This is a genomic window from Algoriphagus sp. A40 (genome assembly GCF_002002735.1).
Taxonomy (GTDB): Bacteria; Bacteroidota; Bacteroidia; order Cytophagales; family Cyclobacteriaceae; genus Algoriphagus.
Genome location: NZ_MUNY01000072.1, coordinates 142,966 through 163,654 on the forward strand (window position 1 = coordinate 142,966; position 20,689 = coordinate 163,654).

The following is a 20,689-nucleotide window of genomic DNA, read 5'->3' on the forward strand; positions in this document are numbered from 1 at the left end:
GTAGAATTAAGAAATTGACGGATTTTTAAATCCCATATTTGCCCGATATTCACCCGGAACAGCCTTTTAGATCATGGTTTTATACACAAGAATCTGGTACTTTTTTGTCTTAGTTGTCCTGTTGATTGGTTCAGTTACCCAGACCAATGCCCAGCAAACCACTGATTTGACCACAATCAAAGTCGATGAGCTCTCCGATGAGCAAGTTTCCGAACTGGTCAAACGCGCCAATGAAGCAGGATTGGGAGTGGATGAATTTCTTCAAATGGCCCAACTCCGGGGTATGCCTTCTTCAGAAGTTGAAAAACTCCGAAACCGAATTCAGGAATTAGACATGGGAGGTTCAGCATCTCGGAGCTCAAATGCCTCCAGTAGGGATCCCCGTCAGCAATTGGATTTAAATGAAATTACCAAAGGACTTTACCAGCCTCAGGAAGAAATAGTAGCATCTGGAACCGAGAGTGAAATTTTTGGAACCTCTCTGTTTTATCAAAAAAACCGACGTTTGAGTTTTGAACCCAGTCTCAATCAGGCTACACCGAAGAGTTATATTTTGGGCCCGGGAGATGTGGTATTCGTAGACATTTACGGTCAGTCCGAGCAATATTATGAAGCCACGGTCAATCCGGACGGGTTTGTCCTTTTGGACAATATTGGCCCTGTTTCTGTTTCGGGTAAAACTATCGAAGAAGCCACCGGAATCATCAAAAGCCGGGTTAGCAGATTTTATCCCGGATTGTCTGGAGGCAATCCCACAACTTTCCTTCAGGTGACTTTGGGTAATGTCCGAACAATCAAAGTTCACATTTTGGGTGAGGTCAGATTGCCAGGCACTTTTACACTCAGTGCTTTTTCCACAGCGTTCAATGCCCTATATGCAGCCGGTGGTCCCAACGAAAACGGTACCATGCGAGCCATCAAGCTGGTCCGAAACAATAAGCCAATAGCAGAAATTGATGTGTACGACCTTCTGATCAACGGGACTGCCAACCTGGATTTGCAGCTTCAGGACCAGGATGTTCTGTTGGTTTCGCCTTTTCAATCCAGGGTGAAACTTAATGGCGAGGTAAAGCGACCGATGAATTTCGAAATCGGATCGGAGGACACTTTTGAAAATCTCCTGAGCTACGCAGGCGGATTTACGGACTTGGCTTTCAAAGACCGGGTTGCCATATCTAGAATCACAGGAAATCAACGCTCAGTCTCTGATGTTTATCAAAACCAGTTTGGAATGTTTATTCTCAAAGGAGGCGATGAAATCACGGTGAGCAGGATATTGGACCGTTACAGCAACCGCGTTCAGATCAAAGGAGCAGTTTACCGTGAAGGCACTTTTGCGCTTTCAGAAGGATTGACATTGTCTCAACTGGTGAAAAATGCCGAGGGGCTCAGAGGAGATGCATACACTGAGCGGGCAAGTATTCTCAGAACCAAAGAAGACCTTAGCTCCGAAATGATTGAGGTCAATCTGAAGGACGTTTTGGCCGGAACCGCCCCCGATGTGGTTTTGAAACGAGAAGATGTGATTCGGATTTCCAGCATTTACGACATCCAGAATGAACGCTACGTTCAGATTCTAGGTGAGGTAAAAAAACCCGGAACCTACCCTTATTCCGAGTCCATGAAAATCGAGGAGCTGATTATCCTCGCAGGAGGCCTTCAGGAATCGGCAAATTCCCAGGACATCGAGATTGCAAGAAGACTGGAAGATTCTGATCTGGGAACTCTCTCGGATATCATACCAAGCCGTGTCAATCCGGATCTTTCCATCAGTCCCGACTCGCCCTCACTTCAGCCTTTTGATCAGGTGATCGTAAGAAAGCGGGCCAACTTCACCATGCAGAAGCTCGTGGCAGTAGAAGGACAGGTGAATTCTCCCGGCATTTTTGCCATCCAAAGCTCCGTCGAACGGATTTCTGATTTGGTGAACAGAGCAGGTGGTCTCAATCAGTTTTCCTACGCAAAAGGTGCATCGCTGATCCGCCGAACGGAATTTTTCAACACCGAATCCGAACAGATCCGAAGACAGCGAAATCTGGAAGCATTAAAAATGAAGCTGATCGAAGACCCCAATAATTCCGAGGCGCAGGAAGAATTGCTGCAGCGCCTCTTCCGGGATCTTCCCAAAGAAAAAGTGAATCCGGTAGATACCTTACTTGCCAATGCCAAAAAAGAATCCCTCGATCAGATCGCTGCCGGTACCCCTGGTTTTGCGGTGAAGCTCAAAGAATCTGAGGCGGTGGCGATAGATTTGGAAAAAATCATCCAAAATCCAGGTTCTGAGGAGGATTTGATTTTGGAAGAAGGCGACATCCTCTCTGTTCCGAAATTGCTCCAGACTGTCAGAATGCGGGGAGATGTGGTCTATCCGACGACACTTCGTCACGAAAATGGCAAGGGGCTGAAACATTACATCAATGGTGCAGGAGGATTTGAGCGAAGAGCCAACGAAAAACAAACTTACGTAGTCTATGCAAACGGGGCGGTAAAACGGACCAAGGGTTTCCTTGGAATCAAAAATTTCCCTCCAATTGAGCCCGGAGCAGAGGTAATTGTGCCGACCAAAGGTCCGAAAGTTCCGCTTCGACTTGGAGATATAGTCGGCGTAACAACGGGTTTGGCAACTTTGGTATTGGTCATGTCTCAAATCAACTGGTAATGGCAGAGTCAAAGCATTTTTCCGGAAACCAGTTTACACTGAAGGAGGTCGTCCAAAACCTGATGGAGTGGATGGCATTTTTCCTTTCTCAGTGGAAAATCCTGGTACTTGCAGGTGTAGTCGGAATGGGATTGGGAGCCTTGGTTTCGAAATTCAAAAAGCCGGTTTTTCACGCCGAAACCTCTTTTGTGCTAGAGGAAGGGGACGCAGGAGGAATCGGACAAATGTCCGGTTTGGCGTCATTGGTTGGGGTGAATCTCGGTTCTCTGGGAAGTACCAGCGGACTTTTTCAGGGGGACAACATTATGGAGCTTTACCGCTCAGACCGGATGCTTGGTGAGACAATGCTCAGCCCTTTCAGCGAAAACCAAATGTTGATTGACCGTTTTGTTGAGTTCGAAAAATTGGATGAAAAGTGGGCTTCAAAGGTGGATTTTTCTTCCCTGGATTTTTCTGTGCCAAGAGAACAATTCACAGTTACCCAAGATTCAGTCGTCAAGGAAGTGGCCAAACTGATTAGGGAAAACCAACTCAGCGTTTCCAAACCTGACCGAAAGCTGAGCATCATCCAGGTAAGTATTTCTTCGAAGGACGAGCATTTTGCCAAAGCATTCAACGAAAAGCTGGTTGAAAAAGTGAATACTTTCTACTTCGAAACCAAGACCAAAAAAACCGGAGAAAACCTCTCCATTCTTCAAACCCAAGCCGATAGCGTGAGGTCCATTTTGGACGAAAGCATCGGAGCTTATGCCTCTGCCCAAGATCGTGTACCCAATGCCAACCCATTGTTAAATTCAGCTAATGTGGAAAGTAGAAAACGGCAAATCGACGTACAGGCAACCGGAGCAGTTTATCAGGAAATCGTCAAAAACCTGGAGATCGCAAAAGTCAATCACCGCAACAATTCCCCTTTGATCCAGATCATCGACTCCCCGAGGCTTCCACTGAAGCGATCGGAAGTCCGATTGGTAAAAGGTGTAGTTTTGGGGGCTGTAATCACCGGCCTATTGGTATTTTTCGGACTTTATTTCCGCAGATTATACCAAAAACATGTGCAGGAAAGCTAAGCTCTAGGCTGCCATGTTCGAAAAACTAAACCTGCTCATCCCGCTCGGAAATTTTATCCGAAACAAATCGATCCAGAATTTCCTTTTTCTGGCGGTCATTCAGTCATCCAATGTGCTGATCTCTATCATTTCAATGCCACTCTTGATTCAGAGCATAGGAGTAGATCAATTTGGATTGGTGAATCTGGCTCTTTCAGTGATTGTTTTGCTGAATATTTTGGTGGTATTTGGATATAATCTGACCGCCCCAAGAGAGGTGGCTCAAAACAGCGAGGATAAGACTGCCTTATCCCATATCGTGTCCAATATTTTCTCGGCAAAATTTCTTCTTGCCTGCATTGCGTCACTGATCATTCTTGTTGGCGCATTCGGCTTTGGGTTGTTTCAGGAGTACCGCTTGATTTTGGTGTTTTCATTGCTTTTGCTTTTTTCAGAGGCTTCCCTTCCGCTTTGGTTTTTCCAGGGCATGGAAAAAATGAAAATGGTGTCTATCGCCAACATCTTTTCCAAGTTGCTTTTTCTCATGGGGATCGTTTTGTTCATCCATTCCCCGGAGCAAAGCAAGTGGGTTAACTTTATGCTGGGATTTTTGGGGGTAGGAATCAATCTTCTATTGTTAGGCTACATTCATACTTTTCTTGGAATCCGCTTTTACAGACCTGAATTTTCAGCGATATGGAAAAGCCTTAAAGACAACATTTTATTGTTCTTCAGCAGCTTTGCAAGTTTTATCTCTATCAATGGCGGGCTCATTATTCTGAGTTTTTTCTCTGGAGCAGAAACCCTTGGAATGTACAGTTTGGCTGAAAGAGTCATTATGGTTTTGAGACTCTTTCCCGCCTTGATTATTCAAGCGATTTTCCCAAATGCTGCCAAACTTTTTAAAGAGAATCCAGTAGAATTTAACCGTTTTCTTAAAGGAGTTTATTTGCGGGTATTGCTTTTTGGGGCATTTATAGCCGGTGGAGCGTATTTGGCAGCGCCATGGATAATCCAGGTACTTTCCAGATCCGAGCTGAGAGAATCAGTAGTTTATCTTCAGATACTTTCTGCAGTACCTTTTTTGGCATGTCTTAATATTGGAAATATTACGATTATGTTGGTTTCGGATCTCAAAGAACTGCTTTTCAAGGCAAGTTGGATGATGTGTGTTTACATGGTTGTAGTCTCTGCGTTCCTGACTTCCAAGATGGGAGGAATTGGCCTTTGTATCGGCATCATTTCTACAGAAATTATCGTGTTCTTAATTTGTCTGGTTCTCCTTTACAGACATAATCGAACTTTGTTTCATGGCTTTTACTCCTGAGGCTTCGGTCGCAATTATTCTCGTCAACTGGAACGGATTTGACTTTACCAAAGCCTGTTTGGAATCGCTGGGTAAAGTTGATTTCCCTGATTTCAAGGTGATTTTGGTGGATAACGGTTCACAAAACGAGGAAGGGGCAAGATTAAAAAAAACTTTTCCAGAGGTCGAGCTGATCCAAAATTCAGCAAATCTCGGATTTGCAGGAGGAAATAATGAAGGAATCCGGTTTGCATTGAATCAGGGCTTTTCCCATGTGATGCTCCTCAACAACGACACGGAGGTAGAGCCGGATTTCTTGGGAGAAATGATGCTAAAGCTCAATCAGCATCCGAGGTGGGGAGTGGTCCAGCCTTTGATACTTTTTCTTCATGACAAAAAGCAAATCTGGAGTGCCGGTGGCAAATGGATCGCATCAATCTGCCGGACAATAACTTTGGGAGATCGGGAGCCTATTTCCGATTACCGGCCTAAAAAGTCAGAATTAGACTGGGCGACCGGCTGCTGTATGCTTGTTTCCAAGGAAGCGATTTTGGAAGCGGGACTACTCAATGAACAGTACTTCGCGTATTTCGAAGATGTGGAATGGTCACTTCGATTTCAGAAAGCTGGATTTGGAATTGGCCTAGCCGAGAAAGCAGTCATTTATCATGAAGCAGGAGCCTCTTCAAAGAAAATTCATTCTGAGGGAACACTCAGTGCCCGGGTTTTTTATTACCATGTCCGAAACCAGTTTTTTCTGATTCGCGGTAACAGCCAAACGACGGGGAGTTTTAGCAAAACTCTTGGAGGGCTAATCTATAATCTAGGCCGGTTTTTTCTCTGGATGGGATATTTTCTATTTCGGAGAAGGTTTCAAAAACTTAAAGCGGTAGCACAGGGCATCCGTGATGGCCTCACCGAACCCCTTCAATCCGCTCCAAAATGGCTCTGATTTTTTTCATAGCAATAGCATTTGCTGTGGGCGCCGGATTTTTGTGGGTGCTGCAGGAGATGATTTTCAAAGGCAAATGGAGCTATTTCATTTTCTTTCTGGCGGCGTATCTTCCCTTTTACATCACAAGTCTCAGCGTAATTTTCCTGGCTACACGCTCTCCGGAGGTAGTTGGAATATTTCAGGTGCTAAAAGAAGCCGTGGTTTTAGTCGCCATTTTGGTCTTTATTTTTTATAACAAAAGAATTTTCAATTACCCATTTCGGCTTCGATCAACTGACTGGCTGATGCTGGCTTTATTGAGTCTGGCATTTTTATACTTGCTCCTTCCACTGGGACAAGCTTCCTTTTTCAATAAGGCCCTGTATTTTAAAAGCATGTTGATCCCGGGACTTGTTTATTTTCTGGGAAGAAACACCACGTTTGACGAAGTTGAAATCAACTGGATTTTTAAGCTTATTTTCTCCGTGGCTATTGGGGCCTTTTTGGTCAATTGTATCGAACACTACTTTTTAAATGCCCATTTACAGCAATTCACTGGCTATTCCCTTTATAATCTGGTGATCAACAACATTGATCCAACCGGAAATTTTGGTCTGACCTGGACATTTGAAACCCAGGCAGTGACGAAGCGGTTGGCCAGCTTTTTTTCAGATCCCCTGGAGTTGGCGAGTTCAGTGCTGATGGGTTTTGCAGCGGGACTGATCTGGTTTTTGACTTCTAAAAAAGAATACAACTGGCCATACTTAATGGTAATGGGATGCTCGATGGGAAGTTTGGTTTTTTCCGCTTCCCGCGCCGCTTTTGGGGCATTCTTTATCATGATCTTTTTCGTGGCATTGGTTTTCAGGTTGTACAAGCTGATCGGAGCGGGATTTTTTGCTTTATTGGGTTTTGGGATCTATGTAGTGGCCTTTGGTTCAGATGATTTTTACTTTTTCGTGATTGATACACTCACCTTTGAAAATACCTCCAGTATCGGCCACGTTGTCGAATGGCTTTTGGCTCTGGATTCTATGGTAGCCAATCCCCTTGGAATCGGACTGGCCATGAGTGGCAATTTTGGCAGCGTAGCCGATGAATTACGAGTCGGGGGTGAAAATCAATTTTTAATCTATGGTGTTCAGATGGGCTGGTTGGGGATGTTTCTCTATATTTTTCTTTTGATATCCAGCGTAAAAAACTCCATTCTTGTATTCCGAACCACAGACAATTTGGGGATAGCCAGAATTTCATTTACCGGCGGAGTGGTAAAAGTCGGGTTACTTTTGCCCCTTTTCACTGCGAATGTGGAAATTTACACCTATGTCTCGTGGATATCCTGGTGGATGATCGGGTTAAGTATCCACGAATATTCCTTTTTAAAATCATTGGGGAAAAACTAAACATGATCCTTCATCGAAAATGCCCGATATGCAATTCGGAAAATCTCCGTGGGTATGCAATAGACACCACCAGAAAAGGACCGCATATCTCAAGAGTACAATGTAATTCTTGCAAGCTTGTCTTTGCCAATCCCATGGCAGATGAAAAAGAACTGGAGGAATACTATAATCAATATTATGAAAAGGACCTTTATGAGGCGATGAATTACAAAGCCTTGATTTTGAACCATTTTTCCAGAATTCAGGGTCTTCAAACCGAGTCCATAAAAAAAGAAGCTAGATATCTGAGCGGATTAGTTGCTGGATCCAAATTTCTAGACGTAGGCTGTGGTTTGGGCCTGGGACTGGCTTACGCAAACCAATTTGATTGTGAACTTTATGCGACAGAATTTGACCAGGGAGCTCTGGATTTTGTCTCGGATCATTTCGCAGTTAAAACTTTCAGAGGCGATGTTTGGTCGGCTAATTACCCGGATGATTTTTTTGATTTTATCCACATTTCCCATGTAATCGAGCATGTTTTGGATCCAAAGGCCTATGTCCGGGAAATGAAAAGGATTGTGAAGCCTGGAGGAATTATTGCCATCGGTACTCCGGATATCTCCAGTAACCTTTACAAATTTTATCGGTGGACTAATCTGGTCAGACTAAAGGTTCCTGATGTAATCGATGGTTTAGAACATACCTTCATTTTTCCAAAGTCGGTTTTGAAATCGCTTTGTGAAATTGAAGGAATGAAAGTACTGGATCATTTTACCCATTCTCTTGGAGAGAAAATCGGAAATTTAGTCCGGTACAAAATGCCCCTAAGCAAAAAAGTAAACCGGCTCATTCAAAATGCATTTCAGGTGAATCAATGGATTATTTGCCAAAAATGAAGCATTTGTTTAGGGGAGCCTGAATTTTCCTGCTGTTAATAAACTGACCGGAAAGGGGATCAACAACTGTTAGAATTAGTATGGTAGATAAAGTTTAACTTTGCGGAAACCTCAATTAAATTTTTGAGAAAAGCCAAAATCCTGCTTTGAAAGTTCTCCTCGATCTTCAATACCTCAATGTCGCTTCCACGGGGATCAAAACCTACATGTTGGAGTTGGCAAAAGCAGCCCGGAAATATCCACATCCGGAGATCGAGTGGATATTTTCCCATGACCCTGAGGTCCAGGTAAATGATCCCTCTTATAAAAACTTGCAATCCAAGATTCAAAGGTTGAATTACCACTTGGATTACTTTCGATGGAAGGAATTTCAACTGCCGGATTTGGTAAAGAGGATCCAACCAGACGTGTTGATTTGTCCGGACTTTGTTGCTCCTGCAGCTACTTTGCCCTGCAGGAGGCTGACTGTATTTCACGATGCTTTTTTTTGGCAAATGCCCGAAAACTATCCGAAATGGTGGAGAAAATATTTTCTGAGTCTGATCAAAAAAGGACTGAAAGAGAACACGGAAATCATCACCACGACAACTTATTCCAAGAAATCTCTACTCAACCATTTGGGAAATTCCTGGCCGGTTTATGTTATTTATCAAGCCCCAAAAGGGTTGTTAGCTGATTCAAATCCTGAGATTTTATCTAAAAACAAACTCGGTAAAAAGGATTTCTTTCTTCACATTGGCACCTTTGACAAAAGAAAAAATCTTCCCCTGCTGGTGAGTGCCTTTGCGGAATTTTTATCCAAAACCCAGTCAGAAAAAAAGCTCGTTTTAGCAGGAGGCCCCGGTCAAAGCAAACAGATGAATGATTATCCAGTCGTCAAAGAATTGATCCGGAAGTTGGGTTTAAATGAAAAAATTCTACTTCCCGGTTATCTATCGGATGGAGAAATCAAAGCCTTGTATGAGGAAGCATTCAGCTATGTCTTTCCCTCAGAAAATGAGGGATTTGGCATTCCCATTTTGGAGTCCATGGGCTTTGGCGTGCCGGTGATTCATTCGGATCAGCCTGCTTTATTGGAGGTTGCTGGAGGTGCCGGTTTGGTGTTTGAGTCTGGGGTGCAGTCCGATTTGATGGAAAAAATGATACTTTTGGAGCAAAATAACGATTTGAAATCAGGGCTTATTCAATCTGGCACTTCCAGATTTAAAGACTTTTCAGCAAAAAAATTTATCGAAGCTTTTAATCAGATTATTCTCAGTTCGCCAAAGCTCAATGAGGCAAATCACCTGCCCGGTCTGTAAAATTCCTCCAGAAAACACTCCGGTTTCCCAATCGATTCATTTATGCAACACCTGTGGGGTTCGATGGACCTACTTTGTCGAGGAAGTGGATTCAGAAGCACTTTATAAAGATGAAGTTTATTCTATAGTAGATAACAGGAAATCGATTTTTGAGCGGATTATCTTTTTCGAGGCAAAAAAAATTCTTCGAAAAGCGCATGAAATTCATCCCAACGCAAATTCACTTTTAGATTTTGGCTCAGGCAAGGGGCAATTTCTCTCCAAAGCAAAAGAAGCGGGGTGGAAAGGCTTGGGTATTGAAACTGCAATCGAAAGAGCTACTTTTGCGCGGGAAAAATATCAGGTGGCTGTTTTGAATGACTTTTATCAGGGAGGCAAAATCCAAAATGGAAACTTTGACTTCATTACTCTAAATCATGTTTTGGAACATTTGCCAGACCCGATGATGCTTTTGTCTGACCTTCTGGAGAATAATCTGGCAAAAGATGGGCTTGTATATTTAGAAGTACCCCGCTCAGATTCCTGGCAGGCTAAAATCGCCGGATTGAATTGGATGCATTGGGACATTCCGAAGCATTTGACCCACTGGACGGAAGAAGGACTGGAAAAGGAGTTTTCAAAAATCGGGTTTAAAAAAGTAAGTTCACGTGGTTTCTCCGTTCATTTGGGGGTGTTAGGTATGCTTCATGCCTTGCTTTCCAAAGCAGGTTACAAAGAGAATCTTATCTTGCGGTTGAAGAAGAACAAAACTCCGAGTTTGCTTTTATTGATTGCTTTGTTTTTTCCATTTGCAATGATTTTTGAATTGATTTCCTCTGGATTTGATAAGTCCGGAATCTTTGGGATTTACCTGAGAAAAAATGGCTAAGGCTCGAAATGTACTTTTTCTACAAAGCTCCTCTGACCTTTATGGTTCGGGCAGGATCATATTGCAAGTATTGAGGCTATTTAAGAGAGAAGGCTTTAATCCCGTGGTTGTTCTTACAGGACCTGGACCACTTCAGACAATATTGGAGCGGGAAAATTTTCCGGTTTACATCTTTAATCTGGGAATTCTCCGCAGGAAATACGTAAACCCATCAGGTCTCCTGAATAGACTGAACAAAAATCTGAAAGCCTATCAATTTCTGAGCGGATTGCACCAGAAATACGGTTTTGAGCAGGTTTATTCCAATACACTTGCAGTCATAGTCGGAGCCTATTGGGCCAAAAGAAATCAGATTCAACACCAATGGCATATTCACGAAATTCTTCAAGGACCTGCTCCTTTGGTCAAGCTCCTGAGCAGCCTTCTGGACAATAGCACCCCAAGACCGATCGCTGTTTCACAGGCAGTTGCAGATCACTGGCAGCCACTTTTGAAGAAGTCTTTGATTCAGGTAATCCACAACGGAATCCCCTATGATGAATTTTTAGCAGAATTCCCTTCGCCGAAAAAGCAATTGGGTCTGCCAGAAGACGAAATAACAATAGGAATGGTCGGTCGGATAAATCCTGGAAAAGGACAGCTTTTCTTTCTGGAAATGGCCGAAAAACTGGCAAAAAAATATCCTGCAACACATTTCGTCCTCGTTGGCGATTCCTTTCCAGGATATGAGCCTATCCAGGAGGAATTGGGAAAAAGGATCAAAGTCAAGAAACTGGAAAATAGGGTAACTTACCTTGGCTTCAGGTCAGATATTCCTGCGGTCATGAAGGCATTGGATATTTTCGTTTTGCCCTCGATTTTGCCGGATTCCTTTCCTACTGTAATTTTGGAAGCAATGGCTTCAGGAAAACCCGTAGTTGCTACCAACTCAGGCGGAGCATCAGAGATGGTGCTAGATGGAAAAACAGGGTATTTGATTCCGGTTGGCAGTGTTGACCATGGAGTTGAGGCGTTGGAAAAACTTATAAAAAATCCTGAAATCCGTTTGGCTTTTGGTAAAGCAGGAAGAACTCGGGTACTATCTGTGTACAGTTTGGAAGCTTTCGAAGAAAAAATTAAACCCATCTATGCCGTCCTCTGACAAAAAGCTGAAAGTGGCCATCATGGGTGCAAAGGGATATCCCTACGTTTATGGCGGGTATGATACAATGATCAAAGAACTCGGGGAAAGATTGACCGAGAGGGGAGTTGTCGTGCGCGTCTATAATCACAGGTCATTATTCGAGGATCGACCCCGTTTTATCAACGGAATCGAGTGTATTTACACTCCAGCAATTGAGACCAAATCCCTGACACAGCTCACACATACCTTTACTTCAATGATCCACGCCTGCTTTTCAGACGTGGATGTCATTTTTGTAGTCAATAGCGGAAACGGTCCTTTTGGATTGATTTCAAAGTTGTTCCGAAAACCAACCGCCATCAATGTGGATGGGTTAGAATGGCTTCGCCCGAAATGGAAAGGTATGGGATCCAAGTATTTTTTCTGGGCATCAAAGATGGCTACTAAGTTTTACGATCAGGTCATCAATGACTCTGAGGAGATGCGGAGAGTCTATCTTGAGCTTTTCAATGCTGACTCCAAAGTAATCGCTTACGGTGCCAATCCAAAAGAGACAATGGATTCAAAACTGATTGAAAAGTGGAATCTGGAGAGCAAAAGTTACTTTCTGATTGTAGGAAGACTTGTGCCTGACAATAACGCCGACTTGATCATTGAAGGATTTTTGAAATCAGATTCCAAACGGATTTTCGCAATTGTCGGAGACGTACCTTTTGAAGACGAGTGGGCCAATCGGTTAAAAAACATTCAGGATAGTCGACTGCTTTTCACCGGCTATGTGACCGATCCGGATGAACTGGCGGCACTGTATGGTCATAGTTATGCCTATTTTCATGGGCATGAGTTTGGTGGAACCAATCCGGCAATGCTCAAAGCATTGGGATATGGTTGTGCAATTTTAGCCTTGAATACCCCATTCAATCAGGAAATGCTTCAAAATGGAAAGCATGGATGGTACTTTGAAAAATGCGTAGATTCTGTCAAAGAGATTGTGGAAAAATCGGAAACCGAACCTGAAAAAATGGAAGAATTCCGATTGACAGCAAGGACAGGCCTGACCCAGAAATACAATTGGGATTTTGTGACTGATCAGTATTTGGAGGTATTTGAGGCTTTGGCGGAAAAATAATTTCTACATTTTTTCAAAGTAAAGACCTTATCCCATACCGAATTCAGGTAAAAAATAGAATTGAAACATGAGGAACCCATCGGAAATTAAGGAACTTTCATCTCCGGATAGAACTTAACTTTATATCTTTCAACCTCTAAACTCTTTAATCCCATGATCAGAAAAGCAACCGCCGTCTGGAACGGAAGCGGCAAAGAAGGCAAAGGTCACTTGACCACAGCCAGCACCGTCCTCAACAAAACACAATATTCTTTCAACACCCGATTTGAAGATGGAGTAGGTACAAATCCGGAAGAATTGGTAGCAGCCGCGCATGCGGGCTGTTTTGCGATGAAGCTCAGCTTCAACCTCACCGGAGTAAACTTTCCCCCAAAAGAACTCGAAGTGACCTCCAATATCACTTTTGAAGAAGGAACTTTGAAAAAATCCCATCTGGTATTGAAAGCTACTGTAGATGGAATTTCCGAAGAAGAATTTGCAAAGCAGGTGAAAGATGCTGAAGAAAACTGCCCGATTTCCAGAGCGCTCAAGATGGAAATCAGTGTGGAATACACATTGAACGCTTAAAAGTCCTCGCAGCACATAATAACAAACTCTCCAAGAGATTAAAGTCCTTGGAGAGTTTTTCATTTGCTCCAGCGAAATTTGCTCCAATCTTCTCGTTGTTTGGGATTTAGAAATGTCCAGGCTACAAACCGGCTTTGCTTATTTCCCTGGGTCATTGGGACGGTTTTTTGCGCTGCCACTCCGGCATTTTTTAGAATAGCTTCAATCGGTTTGAGATTTTCGGACTTCGAAACCAAAGTCGTAAACCAAAACACCTGACTTTTGAACCTGCTGCTCTCCAGGATCATTTTTCTGATGAATTCCAGCTCTCCGCCTTCCGTCCAAAGTTCTGCACTTTGCCCACCGAAGTTCAGTTTGGCCTTAGAGACGTCCTTTCCGGTGAGATTCCGGATTTTTCTCCTGCTTCCTTCCTGCGCAGCTTCGGCTGATTCATGAAAGGGCGGATTGCAAAGCGTGAGATCAAAAAACTCTTCCTGTTGGATGATCCCTTCAAAGATCGCCTCCGGATTGTTTTGGCCTCTCAATTCGATTTTTTCCTGGAAGTTGGGGTTGTTATCCAGGTTTGATTTGGCGGAATTCAGTGCAATTGGATTGAGTTCGGAGCCGACAAACCTCCAGTCGTAGATCGCCGCTCCCAAGAGCGGGTAGATCAGATTGGCACCTGTTCCGATGTCTAAAACACGGATATTGACCGGTTTGGGAAGTTTTCCCACATTGCTTGGCGCCAGCAAATCCGCCAAATGATGGATGTAGTCCGCTCGACCTGGGATGGGTGGACAAAGAAAACCGTCGGGAATATCCCAAGAAACCACCTGATAATACTTCTTCAAAAGTGCCCGATTGAGGATTTTTACGGCTTCTGGATTAGAAAAATCGATCGTTTGATTTCCAAATTCATTGGTAAAAATGAAGGTTTTCAGCTCAGGCAATGCCCCGACCAGGGTTTCCAGGTCGTAACGCCCTTGATGGAAATTGCGGGGATGGATACTTAATTTTGGTGCTGGGTTTTTCATTTAGGCAAAACTACCCAATGTATCCTATTCCACTCCAAAACTCAGCTTCATGGTAATAGAAGCAGTTTTGTTCTTGGCTGCGGTATTGAAAGTGCCTCCCCAGGAATAATCTTCCCCTGAGTTTTGCCCCGTAATCTGGAAGATTCCCATGTTGGCGGTGATCAGATCTCCAAGGTCAGAGTTGGAGTTTTCAGCTATCCGCTCAGCTCGGATTCTTCCGTCTTCAGTGGCTTTGGCGATCATCTCGAGCTTCAAAGATTCCAGTTGGGTGTAATAGTAGCGTGGAGGCTGGGAGTAAAAAGTAATGCCCTGATTGAGCAATTCGGTGATTTCACGGCTGATCTTTTCAACTTTTTCCACATCCTTGGATTCGATGACAAGGGTCTGACTCAACTGATAGCCGGTAAAGGTCTGACCGGCATAAGTGCCATTGGGCGTGTAGTTTTGCTGGTAAAGCGGATTGGTGCTCACGGCATTAAAGACCAGCTGCTCGGAAGGAATTCCTTTGGATTTAAGGTAATCGGTCACTGCACTTTTGTCTTTTTCAAGGTCTGCATAGGCGGTCTTGAGATCACCGCTTTCCCTGGAAAAATTACCGTCCCAAACTACCAAGTCTGAAGAAAAGTTTTGCTCACCTAGTCCGGTTACGTTGATGGTTCCCTGAGGCCGGTTCCGGTTTACTATGGCATTGCCCAGTACGAATGCGGCTACGATGATTGCCACGGAAAAAAGTATTGAAGAAAGATTGGTCTTCATGATTTAGAAAGTTGATAAAGTGGAAGATAAGCTATTTCACAGAGGGAATCAAATGCAAAAACCCGCCGAAGTGGCGGGTTTTGACTTTCCTTTAGGAGAATGAACTGCTATAAAACCCGATTTTTAAATTCCTGCTTCTTTGGATTTTGGAGATCGATCAGATAGCCGTTAACGATGGCGTATTTCAAGTCACCTTCTTTGGCCAAGAAAAAGTTGGGAGCTGACCCAGTCATCCAGCCGCCGGAGATTTTATCTGTGGTTTTCAGGACCTGGATGGGCAAACCATGCAGTTGGCGAGCGGTTCCGTTTTTGACTTTGGCGGCCAAATACCCTTGCTTGAGCAGTTCGAGGGCTTTTTCTTCGGAAATGGCCTCGATATTTTCAAAGGCTTCGGGATAGACTTTTCCCAAGGTGAATTCCAAACCGGTCGCGTCCAAAGTTTCAAAACCAAAATAGACCTGCATATCGCCCAAGTCATCGATTGCCCCCGAAACGTAATAGCTACCGTTCGACTCTGATTCCCTTCGCCTGATCACCAAGTCCAGCGGATAGAGCTTGCCGTTTACCTTGACCTGCATCTCGTTGATCATCAGATCGACAAGTTGCATCCCATTGTCAGGAATGGCGAAATACTGCTCCGTCGTGTAGCTTTCGTAGCCTTTGGTGGCGATCTGGTGCAGGGCATTAAGGATAATCATGAAATTGATTTTGCGGATGTATTGCTTCTCCGGATCGTTGGGATAACCGCCCGATTCGATAAGGATGGTGGTCGTACCCCATTTCTGGATGTTGTCCCCAAAAGCACGCGGCTCAAAAGCGTCATCGTACTTGCCGACACCTCCCGGAATGAGCTGCTGCAGCAATTCATTCATCCCGGCAATGGTCTTCATCGCCCGTCCACGAACCTCATTGATTTCGGTTTCGTAGTTATAAGCCGGTGCCAAAAGTGAGATCGTAGCCTGTTTCGGGGTGTTGACCACATTGTAATAGGTTTGCTGGTCGTGGAGGTTAAAACCAAATTCCGGCTCGAAGTCGTCCCGGGCTTTTTTGAGAATCACCGCCTCGGGAGAAATTTGGGAAATCGCATCCCGATTTAGGTCGATATCCAAGTTATTCCTTCTCTTAAATGCATCGGCGCCGTCGGGATTGAGCATGGGTATAAACTTCAGGTTCAATTCAGAATCCAGGAGTTTTCTAAGTTCATCGTACCCGTCATTTTTTCCTTCCAGAAAATTAAACAAGTCAAAAAGTGCCATGGTAGCTGTACTTTCATTTCCGTGCATTTGCGACCAAAGCATGACCTTGGTCTGCCCTTTTCCCCAGTTCAAAGATGAAATACTTCGCTGATCGATCGACTCGCCTAGTTTTTCGATTTTAAAAGCTGATGAATGCTTCTGGATCAAGGGCTGAATATCCGCGTGTTTGAATCGGCGGTGGGTAATCGCAGGCTCTTTGAATTTCTCATAAGCAGATTCCAGCACTGCCAAGGGCACCTTTTCGGAGGCTACTTGAGCTTGGATAGGAATAACAAGTAGAAGAAGAGAGGAAAAAAGCAGCTGAATTTTAATTGAAGCTTTCATGGAGTGGGGATTTTGTCAATCAGTTTTAAAACTAGGAAATCGGGTGAAATTTCTTGGATTAATTTGTTCCAAGCCAAAAAATCATGCCACGTACTGATGGAAATTGGGATACCGAGGTGACAGGAAAAAAATCCCGCAGCATCTCTGCCACGGGATTTTCTAGTCTTGTGTCTTAAATCTTGGATCCAATGTCTTTTTTAGCCTTCTCCCACAATCAGCTTAAACCCTTCGCCATGCACGGTGATGATCTGCACCTTGGGATCGTCTTTGAGGATTTTTCGGATTTTGCTCAGATAAACGTCCATGGATCGTGCGTTGAAGTAGCTGTCGTCACCCCAAATCTGCTTCAGGGCGTGACTTCGATTGACCAGCTTGTTGATTTCGGATGCAAGTAGGCGGATCAGTTCGTTTTCCTTGGAGGTAAGTTTATGCTTTCCTTCTGGGCCTTCAATAAACTGTTCGTCATAATGAAGGACAAAATCTCCGAAGGAATAAGTCTTGAGAGGATTGACTTCAGTGGATTTTTGGGTTCGGCGGAGGATAGCCGTAATCCTGAGCAGCAATTCCTCCATGCTGAAAGGCTTAGTGAGGTAATCGTCCGCACCGATTTTCAGTCCTTCGATAATGTCATCTTTTTGATTCTTGGCCGTAAGGAAAAGGACTGGAAGATCCTCCTGAACTTTCTTGATCTCCTTGGCCAGGGTGAAGCCGTCTTTCTTCGGCATCATGATATCCAATAAGCAAAGGTCAAACTTGTCCTTTTTGAATTTATTCCAGCCTTCCTCACCGTCACGGCAGAGGGTGGGTTCATAGCCTTTCATTTCAAGGTATTCCTTTAGAATGTCTCCTAAATTTGGATCATCCTCTACAACTAATAGTTTGGCCTTGCTCATTGTTTTTTGGGTAAATTAATGGTGAAAGTACTGCCTTTTCCGAGTTCTGATTGAACGTGAATTTCTCCTTTATGGGCTTCAAGCATCGTTTTGACGTAGGATAAACCCAGCCCAAAGCCTTTTACATCGTGGACATTGCCCGTGGGAACCCGATAGAATTTATCAAAAATTTTCTTTAACGCATCTTTGGACATACCGATTCCCTGATCTCGGATAGTCACAACGACTTGATTTTCATCATCCCAAGCTTCCACCCGAATGAGGGGGTTTTCTTTCGAATACTTGTTGGCATTGTCCAACAGGTTATTGAAGATATGAGTGAGATGAAAAGGGTCTCCCTCCAGCTCTGGATTTCTCAGTTTGTTGACAAAATCAATTTTCCCCCCGCGTTTTTCCACTTGAAAACTAATATGGTCTACGGTACTTTCTAGCAAATCAGTGAGATTTATGGTTTCAATTTGGAGTTTAAAATCTTTCTTATCCAAAGCAGCAGCCTGAAGAACTTTCTCTACCTGAGAAACGAGGCGCTTGTTTTCGTCTTTGATGATGCCCAGATATCGGGTACGGAACTTATCCTGATTGGATAAGTCAGGATCCTGAAGTGCCTCCACGGCCAAACTAACAGTGGCAAGGGGAGTTTTGAACTCATGGGTCATGTTGTTGATAAAGTCATTCTTGATGTCTGAAAGGGCTTTCTGACGGATAATGACCTGGATTGCGTAAATGAAACAGAAAATGATGACCAGAATAAAGACAATCGAACTCGAAACCGGCAACCAAACCTGTCGGATAACATGGATGTTTTTCTCAGGAAAAAAGATGAACAAGAAGTTATCCTTTCCCAAAATATCATTGGGAAAAAGCTTGGCTTGCACTCCGTTGGTTTTGAGCCGGACAGGGTCTGAAACCATCCCTATGGGAAGAATTTTGCCAGAATCATTCATCAACCCCAATTCAAAATCCTCGGAAATACCCCGCTCAATCAACCGCTTCCTCAGCAATATTTTTACCATCCCGGTATCCAACCGATCTTGGATAGCCTGTTGGCCTTCGGCCAATTCTGCAAAAGCCTGATTCATCAATTCGATCTTCAGATTGGTCTTTCGGATTTTTTCCAAAGCATCATCAGAGATGTTGAATTCTGCCCTGATTTGGGGATAAGAAATTCCGGATTGGTTTCCTTGCTGTATATACCCCTGATTCTTGCTCAAGTAGTCCAATTGCCGCTCTTTTTCCTGAAGCAAAATCTGCATCTCATCCGGAGTAAACATGGTCGAGGCGATCTCAGGAGTCATATGGGTTAGGAAATTTTCCAATTCGGAAAGAATCGAAGCATCGACTCCCCGGGATAAAAGCATCCTGCGAAAAGTTGGACTCACTTGGGGAACCGGGTAGGACAGCATGGTGTCGACCACCGAAGGGCGACTATAAGTTGGTGTCGCCTTGATATTCAGCTCTATTGGATCGATTTTCTTGAAAACTGTCTCCTGAAGTACGGAATCCTGGATCAGCTGACTCAGAAACACATCGCTGGTTTCTCCTTTTTCAAGTTCGGCAATAGTGCCAGAAAGTGCCTGAAGGACATTTTGATCAAATCGCTCCTGATTAATCCGGATGGCATTTCTGATCCAATAGGACTGGAATCCCATCAAGCCAAAGCTCGCCAGGGACATCAGGACAATGATCAGGGTGATGCTTCCTTTGGTCATGATACAAATTTAGATTGATTCGCAGGCTCGAAACATCGCTTAACATGATTTAACTCAGGGCTGATTTTCAATATTTTTCATTTCTGAACAATCGGAGTAATCTTGCCGTTGAGTTCATAAGTTTCTTAATTACACTAAATCCAAAAAAAGGGAAGGTTCTAGCCTTCCTTTTTTATTGAATAGGTAACTTGCGCCCTCAAATCCTAAAACCTATTCACCGTGCCAAATCCTACGCACATCCAGGGAGTTTCCATTTCTGCTTTAGCTGACGAATTCGGAACCCCGCTTTACATCTATGACGGGGAAAAAATCACTTCCCAGGTCAAAACCCTTCAAGAGGCTTTCTCGGCTGTTCCTTTGAAAATCAAATTTGCCACCAAGGCACTTTCCAATATCAATATCCTAAAACTGATTCGCAAAGCCGGTGCGGGAATAGATGCCGTATCGATTGAGGAGGTAAAATTGGGCATGATGGCGGGATATTCTGCAGAGGAAATCATGTACACGCCCAGCGGGGTTGCATTTGAAGAGATCCAAGAAGCAGTCAATCTGGGAATCATGATCAACCTGGACAGCTTGCCACTGATGGAACAGTTTGGTCAAGTTTATAGCAATTCTGTTGCAGCCTGTATCCGGATCAATCCCCATATCATGGCAGGAGGGAATCTCAAAATATCCACCGGACATAAGGAAAGCAAATTCGGAATTTCCATTGAGCAATTGCCTCAAATTCTGGAGGCAGTTGCAAAATACAAGCTCCAAATTATTGGTTTACATATTCATACCGGTTCTGATATTCTGGATGCAGAAGTGTTTTTGAGAGGAGGAAATGTGCTTTTCGAAGCCGCAGTTCAGTTTCCGGATCTGAAATTCCTCGATTTTGGAGGCGGCTTTAAAGTGGCCTACAAGCCAAATGATATCGCAACTGATGTGATGGAAGTTGGAAAAAAGGTTGGAGAGGCTTTCCAATCTTTCTGCAAGCAATACGGCAGGCAATTGGAACTTTGGCTGGAGCCGGGCAAGTTTCTGGTCAGTGAAGCCGGATACCTGCTGGTCAAAACCAATGTGGTCAAAGAATCCACCAGTGTCACTTTTGTGGGTGTGGATACGGGTCTTAATCACCTGATCCGACCCATGATGTACGATGCCTACCACAGCCTCTACAATCTCAGCAATCCCGAAGGCAAAAAAGCCAAATACAATGTCGTAGGGTACATTTGTGAAACAGATACCATTGCTTCCCACCGGGAATTGAATGAGGTAAAAGCAGGGGATCTCCTGGTGATAAAAAATGCAGGTGCCTATGGTTATAGCATGGCTTCCAATTATAATTCAAGGCTGAGACCTGCTGAAGTATTAATCTGGGAAGGGCAAGCCCGGCAGATTCGAAAGCGTGAAAAATTCGAGGATTTAATAAGAAATCAGGAAATTCTGGAATTTTAATCCAAAGGCGCCAAGCACGGCGCCTTTGGTATAATTATTGAGTTTCAAAGCAAATCGGGAAGCGAAATAAGAAATTGATTC

Annotated in this window: 17 protein-coding genes; 12 read left to right on the top strand and 5 right to left on the bottom strand. The window is 43.8% G+C overall.

Going from position 1 to position 20,689, the window contains the following annotated elements:
* Positions 1-73: 73 nt before the first annotated feature.
* From B0E43_RS18190 to B0E43_RS18240, 11 genes are all read left to right on the top strand, one after another.
* Positions 74-2,659 (top strand): SLBB domain-containing protein, encoded by a 2,586-nt coding sequence (locus tag B0E43_RS18190; protein ID WP_077352415.1) that lies wholly within the window; start codon positions 74-76, stop codon positions 2,657-2,659.
* The gene (locus B0E43_RS18195) at positions 2,659-3,726 is read left to right on the top strand and encodes an exopolysaccharide biosynthesis protein (RefSeq protein ID WP_077352417.1); all 1,068 of its coding nucleotides are present in this window, start codon (positions 2,659-2,661) and stop codon (positions 3,724-3,726) included. The genes B0E43_RS18190 and B0E43_RS18195 overlap by 1 nt, the downstream gene beginning before the upstream one ends.
* 13 nt (positions 3,727-3,739) lie before the next feature.
* Positions 3,740-5,032: an oligosaccharide flippase family protein gene (locus tag B0E43_RS18200; RefSeq protein ID WP_077352419.1), complete on the top strand. Its 1,293-nt coding sequence runs from the start codon at positions 3,740-3,742 to the stop codon at positions 5,030-5,032.
* Positions 5,016-5,963 (top strand): glycosyltransferase family 2 protein, encoded by a 948-nt coding sequence (locus B0E43_RS18205; protein WP_077352421.1) that lies wholly within the window; start codon positions 5,016-5,018, stop codon positions 5,961-5,963. Before B0E43_RS18200 ends, B0E43_RS18205 begins: the two co-directional genes overlap by 17 nt.
* The gene (locus tag B0E43_RS18210; protein WP_077352423.1) at positions 5,954-7,348 is read left to right on the top strand and encodes a hypothetical protein; all 1,395 of its coding nucleotides are present in this window, start codon (positions 5,954-5,956) and stop codon (positions 7,346-7,348) included. The genes B0E43_RS18205 and B0E43_RS18210 overlap by 10 nt, the downstream gene beginning before the upstream one ends.
* 2 nt (positions 7,349-7,350) lie before the next feature.
* Entirely contained in the window at positions 7,351-8,226 is an 876-nt protein-coding gene (locus tag B0E43_RS18215; protein ID WP_077352424.1) for a class I SAM-dependent methyltransferase, read from the top strand.
* Between the two features lie 146 nt (positions 8,227-8,372).
* Positions 8,373-9,527 (top strand): glycosyltransferase family 1 protein, encoded by a 1,155-nt coding sequence (locus B0E43_RS18220; RefSeq protein WP_077352426.1) that lies wholly within the window; start codon positions 8,373-8,375, stop codon positions 9,525-9,527.
* Complete coding sequence (locus B0E43_RS18225; RefSeq protein WP_077352428.1) at positions 9,499-10,395, top strand: class I SAM-dependent methyltransferase; 897 nt, start codon at positions 9,499-9,501, stop codon at positions 10,393-10,395. The genes B0E43_RS18220 and B0E43_RS18225 overlap by 29 nt, the downstream gene beginning before the upstream one ends.
* Entirely contained in the window at positions 10,388-11,536 is a 1,149-nt protein-coding gene (locus tag B0E43_RS18230; protein WP_077352430.1) for a glycosyltransferase family 4 protein, read from the top strand. Before B0E43_RS18225 ends, B0E43_RS18230 begins: the two co-directional genes overlap by 8 nt.
* Positions 11,523-12,647, top strand: a complete 1,125-nt coding sequence (locus B0E43_RS18235; RefSeq protein ID WP_077352432.1) for a glycosyltransferase — start codon at positions 11,523-11,525, stop codon at positions 12,645-12,647. Before B0E43_RS18230 ends, B0E43_RS18235 begins: the two co-directional genes overlap by 14 nt.
* A gap of 153 nt (positions 12,648-12,800) precedes the next feature.
* Positions 12,801-13,214 carry an OsmC family peroxiredoxin gene (locus tag B0E43_RS18240; protein ID WP_077352434.1) on the top strand — a complete coding sequence of 138 codons (414 nt, stop codon included), beginning with the start codon at positions 12,801-12,803 and terminating at the stop codon, positions 13,212-13,214.
* A 59-nt stretch (positions 13,215-13,273) separates the two neighbouring features.
* On the opposite strand, the gene rlmF is transcribed toward B0E43_RS18240, so the two are convergent.
* The 5 genes from rlmF to B0E43_RS18265 form a co-directional block, all read right to left on the bottom strand.
* Entirely contained in the window at positions 13,274-14,227 is a 954-nt protein-coding gene (gene rlmF / locus B0E43_RS18245) for a 23S rRNA (adenine(1618)-N(6))-methyltransferase RlmF (RefSeq protein ID WP_077352436.1), read from the bottom strand.
* Positions 14,228-14,251: 24 nt separating this feature from the next.
* Positions 14,252-14,983 carry an SIMPL domain-containing protein gene (locus B0E43_RS18250; RefSeq protein WP_077352438.1) on the bottom strand — a complete coding sequence of 244 codons (732 nt, stop codon included), beginning with the start codon at positions 14,981-14,983 and terminating at the stop codon, positions 14,252-14,254.
* 107 nt (positions 14,984-15,090) lie between these two features.
* Positions 15,091-16,563: a M14 family zinc carboxypeptidase gene (locus tag B0E43_RS18255; protein ID WP_077352440.1), complete on the bottom strand. Its 1,473-nt coding sequence runs from the start codon at positions 16,561-16,563 to the stop codon at positions 15,091-15,093.
* A gap of 197 nt (positions 16,564-16,760) precedes the next feature.
* Positions 16,761-17,456, bottom strand: coding sequence for a response regulator transcription factor (locus B0E43_RS18260; RefSeq protein ID WP_077352442.1), 696 nt, complete (start codon positions 17,454-17,456; stop codon positions 16,761-16,763).
* On the bottom strand, positions 17,453-19,165 hold the full coding sequence (locus B0E43_RS18265; protein WP_168171974.1) for a cell wall metabolism sensor histidine kinase WalK: 1,713 nt from the start codon (positions 19,163-19,165) through the stop codon (positions 17,453-17,455). The genes B0E43_RS18260 and B0E43_RS18265 overlap by 4 nt, the downstream gene beginning before the upstream one ends.
* A 219-nt stretch (positions 19,166-19,384) precedes the next feature.
* Here B0E43_RS18265 and lysA point away from each other — a divergent pair, with 219 nt between their 5' ends.
* Entirely contained in the window at positions 19,385-20,608 is a 1,224-nt protein-coding gene (lysA, locus tag B0E43_RS18270; protein WP_077352444.1) for a diaminopimelate decarboxylase, read from the top strand.
* Positions 20,609-20,689 lie beyond the last annotated feature (81 nt).

Coding starts and splice junctions, on each gene's coding strand:
- rlmF (WP_077352436.1), bottom strand. CDS start 14,227: ATGAAAAACCCAGCACCAAAATTAAGTATCCATCCCCGCAATTTCCAT.
- B0E43_RS18240 (WP_077352434.1), top strand. CDS start 12,801: ATGATCAGAAAAGCAACCGCCGTCTGGAACGGAAGCGGCAAAGAAGGC.
- B0E43_RS18200 (WP_077352419.1), top strand. CDS start 3,740: ATGTTCGAAAAACTAAACCTGCTCATCCCGCTCGGAAATTTTATCCGA.
- B0E43_RS18230 (WP_077352430.1), top strand. CDS start 10,388: ATGGCTAAGGCTCGAAATGTACTTTTTCTACAAAGCTCCTCTGACCTT.
- B0E43_RS18255 (WP_077352440.1), bottom strand. CDS start 16,563: ATGAAAGCTTCAATTAAAATTCAGCTGCTTTTTTCCTCTCTTCTTCTA.
- B0E43_RS18215 (WP_077352424.1), top strand. CDS start 7,351: ATGATCCTTCATCGAAAATGCCCGATATGCAATTCGGAAAATCTCCGT.
- B0E43_RS18250 (WP_077352438.1), bottom strand. CDS start 14,983: ATGAAGACCAATCTTTCTTCAATACTTTTTTCCGTGGCAATCATCGTA.
- B0E43_RS18235 (WP_077352432.1), top strand. CDS start 11,523: ATGCCGTCCTCTGACAAAAAGCTGAAAGTGGCCATCATGGGTGCAAAG.
- B0E43_RS18260 (WP_077352442.1), bottom strand. CDS start 17,456: ATGAGCAAGGCCAAACTATTAGTTGTAGAGGATGATCCAAATTTAGGA.
- B0E43_RS18190 (WP_077352415.1), top strand. CDS start 74: ATGGTTTTATACACAAGAATCTGGTACTTTTTTGTCTTAGTTGTCCTG.
- B0E43_RS18205 (WP_077352421.1), top strand. CDS start 5,016: ATGGCTTTTACTCCTGAGGCTTCGGTCGCAATTATTCTCGTCAACTGG.
- B0E43_RS18265 (WP_168171974.1), bottom strand. CDS start 19,165: ATGACCAAAGGAAGCATCACCCTGATCATTGTCCTGATGTCCCTGGCG.
- B0E43_RS18210 (WP_077352423.1), top strand. CDS start 5,954: ATGGCTCTGATTTTTTTCATAGCAATAGCATTTGCTGTGGGCGCCGGA.
- B0E43_RS18195 (WP_077352417.1), top strand. CDS start 2,659: ATGGCAGAGTCAAAGCATTTTTCCGGAAACCAGTTTACACTGAAGGAG.
- B0E43_RS18225 (WP_077352428.1), top strand. CDS start 9,499: ATGAGGCAAATCACCTGCCCGGTCTGTAAAATTCCTCCAGAAAACACT.